Origin of the sequence: Rhodocyclus gracilis, from assembly GCF_009617575.1 — a bacterium.
Classification (GTDB): Bacteria; Pseudomonadota; Gammaproteobacteria; order Burkholderiales; family Rhodocyclaceae; genus Rhodocyclus; species Rhodocyclus gracilis.
This window is the reverse complement of record NZ_WIXJ01000009.1, coordinates 1-15,390: the sequence shown is the minus strand read 5'-3', so window position 1 is coordinate 15,390 and position 15,390 is coordinate 1. Positions and strand designations below refer to the sequence as shown.

The following is a 15,390-nucleotide window of genomic DNA, read 5'->3' as shown; positions in this document are numbered from 1 at the left end:
AAGTGCCGAAGTAGCGGAATGACGGTGTGCCGCTGCGGCAGAAAGCGCGCCGCCGGCCTGCGCTCAGCGCGGTGTGTCGGTGCCTTTGGCGGGGGAGGGCGCGCTCGTGTCGGCGTTGTCTTGTGCGCCCTTGAGCGCGGCGGTGTCGCCGCTCTGGTGCGTGTAGCTCAGCTGGCGCAGGTCGAAGCCCTGCGCACGGGCGGCCGCTTCGGCGGCGGCAAGCTGTTCCGCCGGCAGCGTCGGCGTGCGCGAGAGAATCCACAGGTAGCGGCGATTCGGGTTGCCGACGACGGCCCAGCGGTAGTCGTCGGCGAGGCCGATGACCCAGTAATCGGCGCGGAACGGCCAGAAAAACTGCACTTTCAGACGCGCATTCGCCGAGCCTTCGACCGCCCAGGCACGTCCGACGATCTGGCTGAAGCCCTCCTCGGTGCGGCAGCGGTTGGTCACCGAGATGTCGCCGTCCGCACGCTGGCCGTACTCGGCGGTGGTGTCACCGATGCAGATGCGTTGGAAGAACAGCGGGAAGCGGGCGATTTCGTACCATTTGCCGAGATAGCGCGCGAGGTCGACCGCCGGCACGGCCTGTACCGGGGCGGGCGTTTCGTCATCGGCGCGCGCGGCGGCGGGTGTGAGGCAGAGCAGCACGCCGGCAAGGATGATCGCCTGCCGGCAGAGGGGACCAGGATTCATGATAGGGGCGGACTCGTCAGGGCGATGGTGTTGGGAAGGTTGCGAGGCGGGGTTCAGGGAGTGATCGGGCTGCAGGCGGCGCAGGGTCCGCCAGTCTGTGGCGATACGTGGCAGTGTGCGGCAGTGTCTGGCAACGGGGCTGCCTTGGGCGGCTCGGCCATTGCGGCGCGTCGAGGCGGCGCGCCGCGTTTGGCGAGTGTGCCAGAGTTGGCGCGGACATGGGCGGCGATGCCGCAGTGATGTCTCGGCGCGGGGCGCCTCTGGCGGCGAGAGCGCGGTGGCGGGCCGGCCTGCCGCGATCCGCGCCGCGTTTTCTTCGCCAATGGCATCGCGTAGCATTGTCGGTCAGCGTGTGCCGGCCATCGCTGGCCTTGGCAAACTCACGCTTCTTCGACACGCAAGGATGCCGACGCATGAATCGCACGGAGCGCTTCTACAAGATCGATCAGTTGATCAACGAACGGCGGCTGGTCAGCTTCGGCCAGCTACAGGAGGCGCTTGAGGTATCGCGCGCGACCTTGAAGCGCGATCTTGAATACATGCGCAATCGCCTCAATGCGCCGATTGTCTGGGATCGCGAGGCCGGCGGTTACCGCTTCGAGACCCTGTCGGCGAGCGTCGGCGGCCAGTACGAACTGCCGGGTCTGTGGTTCTCGTCGCAGGAAATCCACGCCTTGCTGACCATGCAGCATCTGCTGGCCAACCTCGATCAGGGCGGCATGCTGGCGCCGCATGTGCAGCCGCTGATGGCGCGCCTGAATGGCCTGCTCGGCACCGCCGATAACGCCGCCGAAGAAATCCGGCAGCGCGTGCTCATCGTCGGCATCGGCAAGCGGGCGATGAAACTGACGCATTTCGAAAAGGTCGGTTCCGCCTTGCTGCGGCGCAAGCGCCTGCACATTCACTACTACGCACGCGGCAAGGCCGAACTATCGGTGCGCGAGGTATCGCCGCAGCGCATCGTGCACTACCGCGAAAACTGGTACCTCGACGCCTGGTGCCACCTGCGGCGCGAGCTGCGCAACTTCGCCATCGACTCGATCCAGCGCGCCGAGGTGATCGAGAAGCCGGCGCGCGAGGTCTCCAACCGTACCGTCGACGCGGTGCTTGGCCCCGGCTACGGCATTTTCGGCGGGCGCGCGCTGCACTGGGCGACGTTGCGCTTTTCGCCGACGCGGGCACGCTGGGTTGCGGCCGAGTTCTGGCATCCGAAGCAGAAAGGACGTTTCGCCGAGGACGGCAGCTATCTGCTGGAAATCCCCTACGCCGATCCGCGCGAGCTGGTGATGGACATCCTCAAATACGGGCCGGAATGCGAGGTGATGGCCCCCGAATCCTTACGCGAGACGGTTGCGCTGGCGCTCAATGCCGCCCTGGCCCACTACAGCGGAGCGCCCGTCGCCTGAGGCTGGCGGCCCGCTGCCGTCGGCGGCCAGCGCCTAACGCCAGAGGCTGAGTGGTGGTGTGGCGACGACGGCGCCGAGAATGTCGCTGCGCGAGACAAAGCCGACCAGCACGCCGCTGTCGCTGACAACTGGCACACCGTCGACGTCGTCGTCGAGCATGACCTGGGCGATGCGCCGCAGGTCCGTGCCCGGATCGGCGCAGACGACCGGCGAGGTCATCAGATCGCGTACCCGCCGGCCGATGACGTCGCGAATGCGCCCGCCCTCGATGTTGAGCGCGGTGAGCAGATTGCGTTCGCTGACGATGCCGATGAGCAGACCGTCGCCGCCCAGCACCGGCGCCTGGCGGATGGCGTTGCCGAGCAGCACCTGATAGGCGCGCTCGGCCGGATCGTCGCCGGTGACGCTGATGACCCGGCGTTCCATGACCTGCCAGGCGCGGTAGAGCGGCCCGCGTTCGGGGTCGGCATGCGTCATCGACTGGTAGGCAAGTACCGCGTCGTTACCGGCGCCGCTGCGCGCTGCCGCGCCACTGCCTAGCGTGGCATCGACGTAGGTGGCGAAGGTGCTGCCATCCTCGGCCTTGCTGCCACTACCGGCTTTGCCGCGCACGGCGCGCACGCGCCGCGCTTCATTGACCGCTGGCAGCTGTCCGAGCTCTTCGAGCGTGCCGCGAAACTCCGGGCCGCTCAGACCGTAGATCGAAAACATCGCTTCCTCCCTGGGGCATGTCGTGTCCTGAGGGTGCTGCGTCGCGTGCTCATCGGCGGCCGTCGCAAACGTCGCTCAGTCGACGTGGTGAGTCGCGTCGCTGCTGCCGAACAGGGTGCGTGCGGCACTTGCCGAGAGTATCAGCGACAGGCGCATGGTAGCGCGCGTGGCGCCGACGAAGAGGCGGCGTACGGCTTTCTCGTCGAGGGTGGCGAAGTCGATTTCGGTGAAGATCACGCACGGCGCGGCGCGTCCCTTGAAGCGGTGCACCGAGTCGATGAGGACGTCGCCGTCGGTCGTCTCCTGACTGCCGAAGAGGTCGTAACGCCCGGTCGGCGCGCGTAGCGGGTAGGGGCCGAGTTTTTCGTAGGGCGTCAGCTGGGAGTGTTCGCGGCCGCGATAGGTGAGCAGGGCGATGTGGGGGCGGCGAAAGCCGGCGCCGATGGCGCGGGTGATGGCCGCAGTGCTTTTGGCGACGAGGTCGGCGGTATCGCCGTCGGCGTAGGTGCTGATATCGACCTCGCCGCCGTCGATCGGGCTGCCGGCTTCGGCCGGCGGATCGAGGGCGAGCAGGCGGTTGAGCAGGTCGACGACGCGGTGCGGGCTGCGATAGTTGGTGCGCGCGCGCAGCGTCACCCAGCCCGGCAGATCGACGGGCGGGCGACCGTAAAGATTTTGCATGGGGTCTTCGAGCCACCAGGCGCGCCCCTCGGGGCGCAGCAGGCGCAGCAGATTGGCGGCCCAGGCGGGGGCGAAGTCCTGCCCTTCGTCGACGATGAGTGCGTCGAACTGCCAGGTGGCATCCGGAGTGAAGTGGTCGAGCAAGCCTTCGAGACGGGCGAAGGCGCCGGGGCGGGAGAAGTCGACGGGCTGGCCGAGCGTGCGGCTGACGCGGTCGGCGAGCTGGTGATAGGTGGCGACTTCGCCGCCCCCTGGCACGATCACGGCGATGTGGTCGGCTAGCGGGCGGTTGTAGCAGACGTAGAGCGGCCGCCGCCCAGCTGCCAGCGCTTCGCGGAAAACCGCCATCGCCAGCTGCGTCTTGCCGGTGCCGGCGGAGGCGACGACGCGCAACCGGAACGGCGTGCAGTCGATCTGCCGCGCCCAGTGTGCAAGGCCACCGGAAAGTCGCGTGTACAAGGACTCGGCCTCGCCGACGATGGCGTTGACCTCGGGAACGAGTTCGAGAATGTCGCCAAGAAAGCGCAACACTTTCGGCCGCAGGGGCTGCACCTCGCCGCTGGCCGGCAAAAGCTGGCGGATGAGGGGGAGAAGCTCGTCGCGTCGCCGCGCGTCGACGATGCGCGCCGGATCGATGCCGGCCGATCCCGGCTCGCGCACCGTGTAGTCGGGGCAGTAGAGCAGGGCTTCGATACGCGGCGGTTCGCCGCCACAAAACTGGTGCAGGCGCGCGTACAGGGCGTCGGTATTGCGCGCCATCTGCACGGCGACATTCTTCTCGCTGCTCGGGTAACGCTTGCAAAGGCCGTTCGGCGTTTCGCTGAGAAAGCCGCTTTTTTGCTCGATGAGCAGCACCGTGCCGGTCGGCCCGACGATGGCGAAATCGATTTCGCCGTAGAGCGTGAACTGGCGCGGTACGACGCGTGTCCAGTGCACGCCGTGAAAGACGGCATAGCGGTCGTCCAGCCCTTCGGCCAGCAGGGTCAGCGTTTGCAGTTCGCGCTCGGCGGCGCCGGTGGCGCGCATCTCGCGCCAGCCATCGGGAAAAACTTTCGCCATCAGGTGCTCGCGGTAAGAGAAAAGAGGAAAATGCCGGATGGATGACGGCGCGCGCCAGTCCCGCATCGCCCACGTTGCCATCATAGCCAAGCCCAGCTCTCCGGGCGAGGCGGTGCACAGCCGTTTGTCGTGGCGCAGGCTCGAGTGGTGAGCCCATCACCCGGCAAGATGGTGAGCATTCCCTCTCTGGAGCCTGCCATGTCACACGCAATTTATCCGCTGTCTCTCCCGTCGCGTTCGCCCTTTGTCCGCCCGACGCCGGCCGGTGTGCTGTGGCGCAATGAGCGCTTGCCCGTCGCTGCGCGCGCCTTGCCTCGCCCTTCGCGGGTGGGCGGCGTCAGCGGGGATCGCTGGGTGGCCGTCTGCTCGCTGCTCGTGCTGCTGCTCGTCGTCATCGACGGTGGCTTGCGATGAGCCGCAAACCGGCTGCCGCTTCGCCCGCGTTGGCGCGGAGTCTCGCGGCGGTGTCGCGTGCGCTGGAAGGACTGGCGGTGGGTGATGCGCTGGGTGCGGACTTCGAATTTCGTCGTGAGGTGTGCGGCGACGATCTGCAACAGGCGGTGGCGTCCGCCACGCTGTCGGTTACGGACGACACGCAGATGACGCTCTTTCTCGCCGAAGCGCTGCTCGGCGCCCCGGCCCGGCGCGTGCAGTCGGCCATCGAAATTGCCCTCTTGCGCTGGTATCGCGGGCAGATCGGCCTGGCGCCGCAACAGCGGCGTGGGCTGACGCGTTTCGCGGTGCTCACTCAGCGGCGGGCGCCGGCGATGACGTGCATGGCCTCGTTGCATCATCGCCACCTCGGACGTCGGCGGCCAGCCAACGCATCGCGAGGCACTGGCTCGTTGATGCGCTGCATGCCCCTGTTGCTGCTCCACGAGCCGACCTTCTGCGCGCAGCCGGCGATGTCGCTGGTGGCATCGGTGGCGCGCATTACGCACGATCATCCACTGGCGGCCGAGGCCGATTGTTTTTACACCGCGCTCGTGCATGCGCTGGCGCAGGCGAATGCGGGACGGGAGGGCGCAGCGTCCGAGATTGTGCCGTCACCGGCAGAAGCGCTGCCGCGCATGGCCAGGCGCGTCGCTGGCGAATTGCTCGCCGCCAAGGTCATTTCACCGGAACTGCGGCAATGGATCGAGCACGGCCTGTCCATCGACGAACCGCGTCGGCTCGGCGGCGGCTGGGTGGCCGAGGAGGCACTGGCGATTGCCTTGTCGGCCGCACGTCAGGCGCGCGGCGATTTCATGCGCGGGATGGCGATTGCCGTCTGTCATCCGGGAGACAGCGACACGACGGCCGCCCTCGCCGGCGCCCTGCTCGCCGTGCAGGGCGCTTGTCCCGAGGCGAGTCTGGTCGCGCGACTCGATGCCTTGCCGGCGATCCGCTATGTCCAGCAGTTGCTGGCGCTGTGGCCGGCGCGTCCGTCACGCAGGAGTGAGTCGGCGTAAACCCTGCCAACGCTGGGCTGGCGCGGCTTAACATCGCTTTCTGCGGGGCTTGCGTGGTGAAGGGCGTTCCCGGCGTGGTTTACCGCACATTTCCTGCTCTCTGGCCGCCGCCGGACTGTCGGTCGGGGTGGCTTTCATAACCCTCTGATCGTTATGGTTTTTTGCGTTCCGATTCGGCGTTCGCGGTGGCCTGTGCCGAGTTGACAGGCAGTCGTCGCGGAGTAAACTTGCGCGCTCGACAAGGCGCCACCCCAGTAATCGGCTGTCTTTCGCGCGTTACCGTGGCTTGCGTCCTTCACCCGCCGAGAGGCCAGCGTCGGCGCAGCTTGTCTGAATAAGGTTTTGAGTGGAGAAGCTTGAGATGACGCAGGGCCAGGAAAAAACCGTGCAGCTCGTGAAAAAAGACGCCCCGAAAAGCACGGACAATGACGCCGCCGGCGCCGCCGACAAGCGGCAGACGCAGATCATCGCGATCTACGGCAAGGGCGGCATCGGCAAGAGCTTCACGCTCTCCAACCTCTCCTACATGCTGGCGCAGCAAGGCAAGCGCGTGCTGCTGATCGGCTGTGACCCGAAGAGCGACACCACCTCGCTGCTGTTCGAAGGCCGTAGCGTGCCGACGATCATCGAAACCTCGGCGCGCAAAAAGGCGGCCGGCGAGGAAGTGACGATCGGCGACGTCTGCTTCAAGCGCCACGGCGTCTACGCCATGGAACTGGGCGGGCCGGAAGTCGGTCGTGGCTGCGGCGGACGCGGCATCATCCATGGCTTCGAACTGCTCGAAAAGCTCGGCTTCCATGAATGGGACTTCGACTACGTCCTGCTCGACTTCCTTGGCGACGTGGTCTGTGGCGGTTTCGGCCTGCCGATCGCCCGCGACATGTGCCAGAAGGTGATCGTCGTCGGTTCCAACGACCTGCAGTCGCTCTACGTTGCCAACAACGTCTGCTCGGCGGTCGACTACTTCCGCAAACTCGGCGGTAACGTCGGCGTCGCCGGCATCGTCATCAACAAGGACGACCACACCGGCGAGGCGCAGGCGTTTGCCGCGGCGGCCGGCATCCCGATCCTCGCTGCGATTCCCGCCGACGAGGACATCCGGCGCAAGAGCGCCGGCTACGAGATCATCGCCAAGCCGGATGGCCCCTACGGCCCGCTGTTCGCCGCGCTGGCGCAGCAGGTCGCCGACGCGCCGCCGGTGCGTCCGACGCCGCTCTCGCAGGAAGGCCTGCTCGGTCTTTTCTCGGGCGACGCCGTCGGTCGCGACATCGTTCTCGACCCGGCGACCGCCGCTGATATGCGGGGCGGCAAGCTGGTCGTCCAGCCCTCGCTCGAAGTCGTCTACGAAAGCGAATGACCATGAATGCGCCCACGACGGCCGGCGGCAACGACGCCGCGGCCTGCCACGGCGAACGCGCCGACGAATTGCGCGCTGCGGCGCAGGCGGCGGGCAACGCGCCGCTGCTGTCCAAGCTGGCGACCGACTATCCACGCGGTCCGCACGACCAGCCGCAGACCATGTGCCCGGCCTTCGGCTCGCTGCGCGTCGGTCTGCGCATGCGGCGTACGGCGACCATCCTCTGCGGGTCGGCGTGCTGCGTCTACGGCCTGTCCTTCACCTCGCACTTCTACGGCGCGCGGCGGACGGTCGGCTACGTGCCGTTCAGCTCGGAGACGCTGGTTACCGGCAAGCTGTTCGAGGACATCCGCGAGGCGGTGTACCAGCTCGCCAACCCGGCCGAACACGACGCCATCGTCGTCATCAACCTGTGCGTGCCGACCGCCTCCGGCGTGCCGCTCGACCTGCTGCCGAAGGAAATCGAGGGCGTGCGCATCATCGGCATCGATGTTCCTGGCTTCGGCGTGCCGACGCATGCCGAAGCGAAGGACGTGCTCACCGCCGCCATGCTGCGCTATGCGCGCAACGAGATCGAAGCCGGTCCGGTGGCGCGGCCGCGCGGCGCGCTGCCCGAAGGGCCGAAGATCGCGCTGCTTGGCGAGATGTTCCCGGCCGACCCGGTCGTTGCCGGCCGCCTGCTGGCGCCGATGGGCCTCGGTGTGGCGCCGCAGCTGCCCTGCCGCGAGTGGCGCGACCTGTACGCGGCGCTCGACTCCGACGTCGCCTGTGCCGTGCATCCGTTCTACACCGCCAGCGTGCGCGAGTTTCGCGCCGCCGGTCGTCCGGTCGTCGGTTCCGGCCCGGTCGGCTACGAAGGCACGGCCGCCTGGCTGGAAGCCGTCGGCGCCGCTGCCGGCGTCACTGCCGCGCAGATCGATGCCGCCAAGGCCGCCGCGCTGCCGGCGATCCGCGCCGCGCTCGACGCCAACCCGATCAAGGCGCGCGTCACCGTTTCCGGTTACGAAGGCTCCGAACTGCTCGTTGCCCGCCTGCTCGTCGAGGCCGGCGCCGACGTGCCCTACGTCGGCACGGCGACGCCGCGCACCGAGTGGAACGAGGCCGACCGCGACTGGCTCGCCGCACGCGGCGTGCATGTGCAGTTCCGCGCTGCGCTCGAACAGGACGTCGCCGCGATGCGCGAAGTCAAACCCGACCTCGCCCTCGGCACCACGCCGCTGGTGCAGGCGGCCAAGGAAATCGGCATTCCCGCGCTCTACTTCACCAACATGGTGTCGGCGCGGCCGCTGTTCGGCGCCGCCGGCGTTTCGGCGCTGGCCGGCATCGTCGCCGCGCAGACGCGCGACCCGTCGCGCTTCGCGCGCATGGTCGACTTCTTTGCGCCGCTCGCCGCCAAGCCGAAAGCGGTTCCCGTTGCCACTCCGACCAAAGTTGTCCGCGGCGATCTCGCCGACGCCATAGGAAACTGATCCGATGCTCGTCCTCGACCACGACCGCGCTGGCGGCTACTGGGGTGCTGTTTACGTCTTCTCGGCGGTGAAGGGGCTGCGCGTCGTCATTGACGGCCCGGTCGGCTGCGAGAACCTGCCGGTCACCGCCGTGCTGCACTACACCGACGCGCTGCCGCCGCACGAACTGCCGATCGTCGCCACCGGCCTGTCGGAAGAAGAGCTGACGATGACCGGCACCGAAGGCGCGATGCGCCGTGCTGCGCTGACGCAGGATCAATCGCAACCGGCGGTCGTCGTCACCGGCTCGATCGCCGAGATGATCGGCGGCGGCGTCACGCCCGAGGGCGCCGGCCTGCTGCGTTTCCTGCCGCGCACCATCGACGAGGACCAGTGGCAGAGCGCCGACCGCGCGATGACCTGGCTGTGGAAGGAGTTCGGCAGCAAGAAGTCGGTTGGCCGCAAGAAGATGGCGGCGATGGGCGAGGGCGGTCGCAAGCCGCGCGTGAACATCATCGGCCCGTCCTACGGCGTCTTCAACATGCCGTCCGACCTCGCCGAGATCCGCCGCCTGGTTGAAGGTATTGGCTGCGAGATCAACCTCGTTTTCCCGCTCGGCACCGACATCGCCGACGTGCCGAAGCTCGCCGACGCCGACGTCAATATCTGCATGTACCGCGAGTTCGGCCGCAAGCTGTGCGAAGCGCTCGGCAAGCCTTACCTGATGGCGCCGATCGGCGTGTTCTCGACCACTGCTTTCCTGGAAAAGCTCGGCGAGGTGGCCGGCGTTGACCCGCAGCCCTTCATCGAACAGGAAAAGCACACGACGCTGAAGCCCCTGTGGGATCTGTGGCGTAGCGTGACGCAGGACTTCTTCGCCAGTGCGCCCTTTGCCATCGTTGCCAGCGAAACCTACGAGCGCGGTGTGCGCCGCTTCTTCGAGAGCGAACTCGGCATTCCCTGCGCCTTCTCGTTTACGCGCAAGCCCGGCAACAAGATGGACAACGCCGCCGTGCGCGCGGCGATCAAGACGACGCCGCCGCTGGCGCTGTTCGGCTCGTACAACGAACGCATGTACAACGCCGAAGCCGGCGGCCGCGCCATCTACATCCCGGCATCCTTCCCCGGCGCCATCATCCGCCGCGCCATCGGCACGCCGTTCATGGGCTACTCGGGCGCCACCTATCTGGTGCAGGAGTACTGCAACGCCTTGTTTGACGCGTTGTTCAACATCCTGCCGCTGGGTACCGACCTCGACAAGGTCGATGCGACGCCGTCGAAGCGTGCGCAGGCGGCCTTGCCGTGGGATGAAGACGCCGAGGCGGCACTCGCCGATGCGGTCGAGCGTCAGCCTTTCCTCGTACGCATCTCGACGGCCAAGCGTTTGCGCGACCGCGCCGAGCGCGAGGCACGGCAGGCCGGTGAGGAGCGCGTCACGCTGGCGCGCTTCGCGCAGGTCGCCGAGTCTTTCTCGGCGCAGACGGCCTGAGTGATCGTCGCGTCGATGGCAATGATCGCTTAGTGCAGCGCTGAGTCAACAAACCAACGTGTCCGAGACCCTTCCCATGGAAAACCCCCGGCAGCATCCGGCCGACGACTTCGACGATCCTCTGTCGGGCCTGTCGGACGACGAGGCGCGTGCCTTCAATTCCGCGCTGTTGCGCGGCTTCCGCGATTTCACCTTGCTCGCGCTGATCGCGCACGCCCTGCTCTGGGCGTGGCGTCCGTGGCTGCAATAAGGAGGCCGATCATGTGGCGAGCCTGGAAAATCATCGATCCGCGTACCGTTCTGTTGTCGCTGATCGTTTTTCTCAGCGGGATGGCGTTCTTCCTGCACTTCCTCGCGTTTAACGCCGACCGCTTCTATTGGCTGAAAGACGTCGTTCACGATGCTTCGCACAGCACGCAGACGGCGGCTGCGACCGCAGTTCCAGCGCCTGCGCCGGCCGCGTCGCACGACTGATTCCCGCAGGGTGGAGAGGCCCCCAACCTCTCGATCGCCCTCTCGCTCCTGTGGGCGCGGCTGGCGCTTCAGTCGTTGGGGAATGCCTGTTTGATGGTCAGCCCCGAGACGACGATGGCTTCGTGCAGATTGCCGCCGCCCGTCAGCGTGTCGACGATGAAACGGGCGAGGTCGACGCGGCTGATCGTCCGTTTGCGCCGCTCGCCGGTGGCACTGGCGAGCCAGCGTCCGGTAAAGGCGCCATCGGTCAGGCCGACCGGCCGCACCAGCGTCCAGTCGAGATCACTGGCGCGGACGATGCGTTCCTGACGTTCCTTGTCGGCGAGTTGCGCGTCGAGTTGCATGGCGACGTGCCATGCCCTGAACGCTGGCGACAGCTTGCGGCGCGTGTCCGCCATGCCGTAGGCGGTGACGCAGATCAGCCGCTTCACTCCGGCGTCCTGCATGGCGTCGACGATATTGGCCGTACCGGCTTCGCAGATATTGCGCGCCGTGCTCCGCTTCATGCCGAGTCGCACGAGTACCGGATTGGACGAATCGCCGAGGCAGACGATCACGGCATCCTGACCGGCGACGGCCGGTGCAACGTCAGTCGGATTGAGCGCGTCGCCCCTGATCTTGGCGAAATCGTGACCAGGCCATTCGGGAAGCTTCGCCGGATCGCGGGCGAACGCCGTGACCTGATAACCCTCAGCCAGCAGGGTCAGAAGCACCGCGCGCCCGGTGCGGCCGTTCGCGCCAAAAACAACTACCTTCACAGCGGGACTCCTGGTGTCGGGCTATCGCAGTGCTCGGTTTAGCCGGCCCGCGTCGCCAGTGGTAATTTTATCGTCGCGGAATGTAGCACAAGGGCGCCGACACCGGCGACGGCCTTGCTTGCCAGTGCTGGTGGGCGTCGGTATGCTCCGCGCCTTTCAGACCTCGCGGTGACGCCATGTACGCCTTCTTCAAAACCCTGCACATTCTGGGTCTTGTATTGATGCTCGGAAATGTCACGGTGACCGCGCTCTGGAAGGTGTTTGCCGACCGCTCGTGCAAGACGCAGATCATGTCGTTCTCGCAGTGGCTGGTCACCGTTACCGACTTCTCCTTCACCTTGCCGGGCGGTTTTCTGATGGTCATTGGCGGGCTCGGTGCGGCTTACTTCGGCGGCTGGTCGTTGACGACGCCCTGGCTGCTCGTCGGCCAGATCATGATGGGCATTGCCGGCGGCGTCTGGCTCGGCATTCTGGTGCCGATCCAGATCAAGCAGGCGGGCTGGGCGCGTGACTTCGCCATCACCGGCGAAGTGCCGGCCGCGTATCGCAAGGCCAGCGCCACCTGGCTCGTGTGGGGGCTCTTGTCGACGGTGCCGCTCGGCATCGGTATGTGGGTGATGGTGGCTAAACCCCAGCTTTGGTAAGACGCTCCGGAAGCGGCGCGCACCCGAGGCCTGAGTCGGCAAAAATTGGCAAATTGGCAGGGGGCGGACATTTAGCTGCCTGGTGTTTTCAACCGGTGTCTTTTCCCCCGGCCCCTTTTTCGATGCGGAGATGACTGCATGCGAGTGGTAGACGTTCTTCCGTCCGCAGCCGAATCGGCGGACGGTGCTCGTGACGCGGAAGCGAAGCAGTCCGCGCCGGCGCCGGCCGATGGCGGCGATCACGGGCCGGCAGCGGGTTGCGAGCCAGGCTGCGGGCCGCGCTTTGACGCACCGGTTTCGCCCGGCGGCTATCTGTGGTGGTACGTCGACGCGTTCAGCGACGACGGGCGGCACGGTATTACGCTGATTGCGCAGGTCGGCAGCTGCTTTTCTCCCTATTACGCGAGCGCCCGCCGGCGCCGTAACAGTGATCCTCTGAACCACAACTCCCTGAACGTCGCCCTCTACGGCGAGGTTAAGCGCTGGGCCATGACCGAGCGCGGGCGTTCGGCCTTGCATCGGCAGCCAGACCGGCTGGAAATCGGGCCGAGTTCGTTGTCATGGGACGGCCACTGTCTGAGCATCCGCATCGACGAAATTGCCGTACCGCTGCCGCGCCGCATTCGCGGCACCGTCAAACTGTATCCGCGCACGGTCGCGGGGCAGCCGTATTTCCTTGATGGCACCGGCCGTCACCGCTGGGCGCCGATTGCGCCGGGCGCGCGTGTCGAGGTCGCGCTTGATCGCCCCTCCCTGCATTGGTCGGGCCACGGCTATCTCGATTCCAACTGGGGCAGCGAGCCGCTCGAGAAGGCGTTCCGTTACTGGGAATGGTCGCGCGCCGAACTGAAGGACGGCGGCACGGCGGTTCTCTACGATGCGACGCGGCGCGACGGGCAGCGCACCGAACTCGGTCTGCACTTCGATCCCTCCGGTCGCGTTGAACAGATCGAGGTGCCTCCGCACGCGAGCCTGCCGACGACGGCGTGGCGCATGCGGCGAGGTACGCGGGTCGACGCGCAGAAATCGGCGCGCGTCACCGCGACGCTCGAAAACACGCCGTTCTACACGCGTTCCGTGCTGGCGACGCACATGCTCGGCGAACCGGTAACGGCGATGCACGAAAGCGTCTGCCTCGACCGCTTCGATTCGCGCTGGGTGCAGGTGCTGCTGCCCTTCCGCATTCCGCGCGTTCCGGGTAGCTAAGGTCTGCCGCCGCGCGGCCGGTTTCTTGCCGCTCGCTAGGGGAGGCGCTGGACGATGTGCTCCGAGACCGTCCATAGCCGGCGGGCGAGGGCTTCGTCGTTCGCCCGCTTGCTGGCGCGGGCCAACCGGCAATCAGCCAGATACTGCCCGGCCAGCGCCGTTGCCTGCGGGTGTACGGCAGCGAAGACGGTTGTCGCTGCCCCTTGACCGACATTGCGTAGGAAGAGCGATCCCGCCACCTGCGTAAACCACGCCGCCGAACGCCCCATGTGCCTTGCCAGCTGCGTTCGCGTTGCGCCGGGATGCACCGCATAGGCGGTCCTTGCCGTGCCCGTGAAGCGGCGTTGCAGTTCTTTCGCGAACAGCAGGTTGGCGAGTTTCGACTGTCCGTAGTGCCGCCATGGGCTGTACGCGCGCTCGCCGCTGAGTTCCTCGAACTGGATGCCCTCGCGCGGGGCCATGGCGTGCGCCGAACTGCTCAGCATGACGACACGGCCGTCATCGGTCAGTTGGTCGAGCAATCCGGTCACCAGCATGAAATGGCCGACGTGGTTGGTAAAGAACTGCAACTCGTAGCCGTACGCCTGCTGCAGTGTGGGCAGGGCCATGATGCCGGCGTTGCCGATGATTGCATCCAGGCGGAACCCGGCGGCCCTGATCTGGCTGATGCAGGCGCGTATCGAGTCGGCGTCGGCGAGATCGCAGGCATAGCCATTGGCTTCGCCGCGAAGGCTGTCCATCGCGTGTTTGGCAGCGTCTTGCGTGCGTCCGGTGCCGAGTACGTGCGCGCCGCGCAGGGCCAGCGCCCGGCAGGTTTCCAGACCAAGCCCGGTCGTGCTGCCGGTGACGAGAATCGTCTTGCCGCGCAGCGACAGCCCTGCGGTGACGTCGTCAGCCGTCGTGCGGCGCCCGAAGCCGGTCTCGGTCGTGTGTCCCAATTCGGTGGGTGACGCCATGAAACTGCTCCCGTGAGGCAGATAAAAGAGTCATCGGCGGCAGGCGCGGTAGCGCCGACGCCCCAATGGCGTGGGCCCCTGAGCGTTGTCGTCACGCGCCTCGCGACCCGATGCCATCGTACTCCGCCGGCAAACTCTGTTACACGGGAGTCACGCCTTGTCAGCCCCGGCTACACGCCTTTTTCCGCCCACGGGCTCTCGTGCGGCGTCTTGCGAAAAGCCTGCAGAGCCCGGTTTTGCTGGCTTTGCGCCCCCTTGGCCGGGGCCTTCGGCGGAGTTGACATTTGACGGTGGCAGAGTAGACTGGCCGCGCTGATGTTACACAAACACCACAAACCGTAGAAACCGGCGTGAAATTTGTAGTTACCGGGTATTTACGGAAAACAGTTCAAAAAAGACGTTCGCTCGTCAGGCTGGCAGTTCTTGGCAAGGCAGCGGGTTTCGGGCTTATCCGCCAAAGTTTTCGGCGGCAAACTCCGGAATTTTCCTTAAATGGTTTTACGTGGCGAATCGGGTCACGGAAATCCCTGCCGCGCGGGATGTGCGCGGTAACGGCCGCAAGGCCCATCAGGAGGTTAAACAACTATGGCTGAAGATAGGAAGTCCCTGTCCGGGCTGACGGAACAGGAAGCCCAGGAGTTCGGTACCCTGTACACCCAGGGCGTCGCTTTCGTTGCGGTAGTCGCGATCGTTGCACACGCGCTGGTGTGGGCGTGGCGTCCGTGGCTTCAATAACGTTCACGTTCTGACGTCTGTCTAAAAGGAGTTACACATGTCTGCACCCGCTCAATGGAAACTTTGGTTGGTTCTGGATCCGCGCACGGTCATGATCGGCACGGCCGTTTGGCTGGGCGTTCTCGCGCTGCTGATCCACTTCCTCCTGCTCGGTACCGAACGCTTCAACTGGATCGATACGAACAAGAAGGCCGTCGTTGTTTCGCAAACCGCGACGACGCCGGCTCCAGTTACGGCAGCCGCGAAGTAAGAGTCGTTTGCCGAAGGAATCGGGCGGGGGCGGGCGTGGTTGGCCTGCGCCCGTTCGTTTCCGGGGGACGCT

General features: G+C 66.5%; 17 protein-coding genes. 12 read left to right on the top strand and 5 right to left on the bottom strand.

Translation table 11 applies throughout. The annotated features are described in order from the left end of the window. Positions 1-63: 63 nt before the first annotated feature. A complete protein-coding gene (locus GHK24_RS11235) occupies positions 64-693 on the bottom strand; it encodes a lipocalin family protein (protein ID WP_153472980.1) in 630 nt (209 codons plus the stop codon). A 413-nt stretch (positions 694-1,106) separates the two neighbouring features. Between GHK24_RS11235 and GHK24_RS11230 the strand changes: the two genes are divergently transcribed. Next, positions 1,107-2,099, top strand: a complete 993-nt coding sequence (locus tag GHK24_RS11230) for a helix-turn-helix transcriptional regulator (RefSeq protein WP_153472979.1) — start codon at positions 1,107-1,109, stop codon at positions 2,097-2,099. A gap of 33 nt (positions 2,100-2,132) precedes the next feature. Here the strand turns inward: GHK24_RS11230 and GHK24_RS11225 are convergent, their stop codons facing one another. Together GHK24_RS11225 and GHK24_RS11220 are read right to left on the bottom strand one after the other, a co-directional pair. After that, entirely contained in the window at positions 2,133-2,810 is a 678-nt protein-coding gene (locus tag GHK24_RS11225; RefSeq protein ID WP_153472978.1) for a CBS domain-containing protein, read from the bottom strand. A gap of 75 nt (positions 2,811-2,885) precedes the next feature. Continuing rightward, positions 2,886-4,550, bottom strand: a complete 1,665-nt coding sequence (locus GHK24_RS11220; RefSeq protein ID WP_153472977.1) for an ATP-binding domain-containing protein — start codon at positions 4,548-4,550, stop codon at positions 2,886-2,888. 198 nt (positions 4,551-4,748) lie between these two features. On the opposite strand from GHK24_RS11220, the gene GHK24_RS11215 reads away from it, so the two are divergent. The 7 genes from GHK24_RS11215 to pufA (GHK24_RS11185) all read left to right on the top strand — a co-directional run bounded on the left by GHK24_RS11215 (position 4,749) and on the right by pufA (GHK24_RS11185) (position 10,769). Then, entirely contained in the window at positions 4,749-4,964 is a 216-nt protein-coding gene (locus GHK24_RS11215; protein WP_153472976.1) for a hypothetical protein, read from the top strand. After that, positions 4,961-6,001 (top strand): ADP-ribosylglycohydrolase family protein, encoded by a 1,041-nt coding sequence (locus GHK24_RS11210; protein ID WP_153472975.1) that lies wholly within the window; start codon positions 4,961-4,963, stop codon positions 5,999-6,001. The genes GHK24_RS11215 and GHK24_RS11210 overlap by 4 nt, the downstream gene beginning before the upstream one ends. 385 nt (positions 6,002-6,386) lie before the next feature. Next, positions 6,387-7,358 carry a chlorophyllide a reductase iron protein subunit X gene (locus GHK24_RS11205; protein ID WP_209022701.1) on the top strand — a complete coding sequence of 324 codons (972 nt, stop codon included), beginning with the start codon at positions 6,387-6,389 and terminating at the stop codon, positions 7,356-7,358. Positions 7,359-7,360: 2 nt separating this feature from the next. Continuing rightward, entirely contained in the window at positions 7,361-8,827 is a 1,467-nt protein-coding gene (bchY, locus tag GHK24_RS11200; protein ID WP_228384672.1) for a chlorophyllide a reductase subunit Y, read from the top strand. 4 nt (positions 8,828-8,831) lie between these two features. Beyond that, a complete protein-coding gene (gene bchZ / locus GHK24_RS11195; protein ID WP_153472972.1) occupies positions 8,832-10,295 on the top strand; it encodes a chlorophyllide a reductase subunit Z in 1,464 nt (487 codons plus the stop codon). A 58-nt stretch (positions 10,296-10,353) separates the two neighbouring features. Next, complete coding sequence (locus GHK24_RS11190) at positions 10,354-10,545, top strand: light-harvesting protein (RefSeq protein ID WP_209022699.1); 192 nt, start codon at positions 10,354-10,356, stop codon at positions 10,543-10,545. Positions 10,546-10,556: 11 nt separating this feature from the next. After that, positions 10,557-10,769, top strand: a complete 213-nt coding sequence (gene pufA / locus GHK24_RS11185; protein ID WP_153472971.1) for a light-harvesting antenna LH1, alpha subunit — start codon at positions 10,557-10,559, stop codon at positions 10,767-10,769. A gap of 68 nt (positions 10,770-10,837) precedes the next feature. Here pufA (GHK24_RS11185) and GHK24_RS11180 read toward each other — a convergent pair whose 3' ends face one another. Then, a complete protein-coding gene (locus tag GHK24_RS11180) occupies positions 10,838-11,527 on the bottom strand; it encodes an NAD(P)-dependent oxidoreductase (RefSeq protein ID WP_340666175.1) in 690 nt (229 codons plus the stop codon). A 176-nt stretch (positions 11,528-11,703) separates the two neighbouring features. Between GHK24_RS11180 and GHK24_RS11175 the strand changes: the two genes are divergently transcribed. Both GHK24_RS11175 and GHK24_RS11170 read left to right on the top strand, forming a co-directional pair. Continuing rightward, positions 11,704-12,171: a DUF2269 family protein gene (locus GHK24_RS11175; RefSeq protein WP_153472970.1), complete on the top strand. Its 468-nt coding sequence runs from the start codon at positions 11,704-11,706 to the stop codon at positions 12,169-12,171. Positions 12,172-12,309: 138 nt separating this feature from the next. Beyond that, the gene (locus GHK24_RS11170) at positions 12,310-13,377 is read left to right on the top strand and encodes a carotenoid 1,2-hydratase (protein WP_228384671.1); all 1,068 of its coding nucleotides are present in this window, start codon (positions 12,310-12,312) and stop codon (positions 13,375-13,377) included. A gap of 35 nt (positions 13,378-13,412) precedes the next feature. On the opposite strand, the gene GHK24_RS11165 is transcribed toward GHK24_RS11170, so the two are convergent. Next, positions 13,413-14,333: an SDR family oxidoreductase gene (locus GHK24_RS11165; RefSeq protein WP_153472969.1), complete on the bottom strand. Its 921-nt coding sequence runs from the start codon at positions 14,331-14,333 to the stop codon at positions 13,413-13,415. A gap of 585 nt (positions 14,334-14,918) precedes the next feature. On the opposite strand from GHK24_RS11165, the gene pufB reads away from it, so the two are divergent. Both pufB and pufA (GHK24_RS11155) read left to right on the top strand, forming a co-directional pair. Then, on the top strand, positions 14,919-15,068 hold the full coding sequence (pufB, locus tag GHK24_RS13990; RefSeq protein ID WP_153472968.1) for a light-harvesting antenna LH1, beta subunit: 150 nt from the start codon (positions 14,919-14,921) through the stop codon (positions 15,066-15,068). Between the two features lie 37 nt (positions 15,069-15,105). Next, a complete protein-coding gene (pufA, locus tag GHK24_RS11155) occupies positions 15,106-15,318 on the top strand; it encodes a light-harvesting antenna LH1, alpha subunit (protein WP_153472967.1) in 213 nt (70 codons plus the stop codon). Positions 15,319-15,390: the final 72 nt, after the last annotated feature.

What these genes read in the sequence shown, in the direction of transcription:
- GHK24_RS11215 (WP_153472976.1), top strand. Translation starts at nt 4,749, where the DNA reads ATGTCACACGCAATTTATCCGCTGTCTCTCCCGTCGCGTTCGCCCTTT.
- pufA (WP_153472967.1), top strand. Translation starts at nt 15,106, where the DNA reads ATGTCTGCACCCGCTCAATGGAAACTTTGGTTGGTTCTGGATCCGCGC.
- bchZ (WP_153472972.1), top strand. Translation starts at nt 8,832, where the DNA reads ATGCTCGTCCTCGACCACGACCGCGCTGGCGGCTACTGGGGTGCTGTT.
- GHK24_RS11165 (WP_153472969.1), bottom strand. Translation starts at nt 14,333, where the DNA reads ATGGCGTCACCCACCGAATTGGGACACACGACCGAGACCGGCTTCGGG.
- GHK24_RS11230 (WP_153472979.1), top strand. Translation starts at nt 1,107, where the DNA reads ATGAATCGCACGGAGCGCTTCTACAAGATCGATCAGTTGATCAACGAA.
- pufA (WP_153472971.1), top strand. Translation starts at nt 10,557, where the DNA reads ATGTGGCGAGCCTGGAAAATCATCGATCCGCGTACCGTTCTGTTGTCG.
- GHK24_RS11225 (WP_153472978.1), bottom strand. Translation starts at nt 2,810, where the DNA reads ATGTTTTCGATCTACGGTCTGAGCGGCCCGGAGTTTCGCGGCACGCTC.
- GHK24_RS11175 (WP_153472970.1), top strand. Translation starts at nt 11,704, where the DNA reads ATGTACGCCTTCTTCAAAACCCTGCACATTCTGGGTCTTGTATTGATG.
- GHK24_RS11220 (WP_153472977.1), bottom strand. Translation starts at nt 4,550, where the DNA reads ATGGCGAAAGTTTTTCCCGATGGCTGGCGCGAGATGCGCGCCACCGGC.
- GHK24_RS11210 (WP_153472975.1), top strand. Translation starts at nt 4,961, where the DNA reads ATGAGCCGCAAACCGGCTGCCGCTTCGCCCGCGTTGGCGCGGAGTCTC.
- GHK24_RS11170 (WP_228384671.1), top strand. Translation starts at nt 12,310, where the DNA reads ATGCGAGTGGTAGACGTTCTTCCGTCCGCAGCCGAATCGGCGGACGGT.
- bchY (WP_228384672.1), top strand. Translation starts at nt 7,361, where the DNA reads ATGAATGCGCCCACGACGGCCGGCGGCAACGACGCCGCGGCCTGCCAC.
- pufB (WP_153472968.1), top strand. Translation starts at nt 14,919, where the DNA reads ATGGCTGAAGATAGGAAGTCCCTGTCCGGGCTGACGGAACAGGAAGCC.
- GHK24_RS11235 (WP_153472980.1), bottom strand. Translation starts at nt 693, where the DNA reads ATGAATCCTGGTCCCCTCTGCCGGCAGGCGATCATCCTTGCCGGCGTG.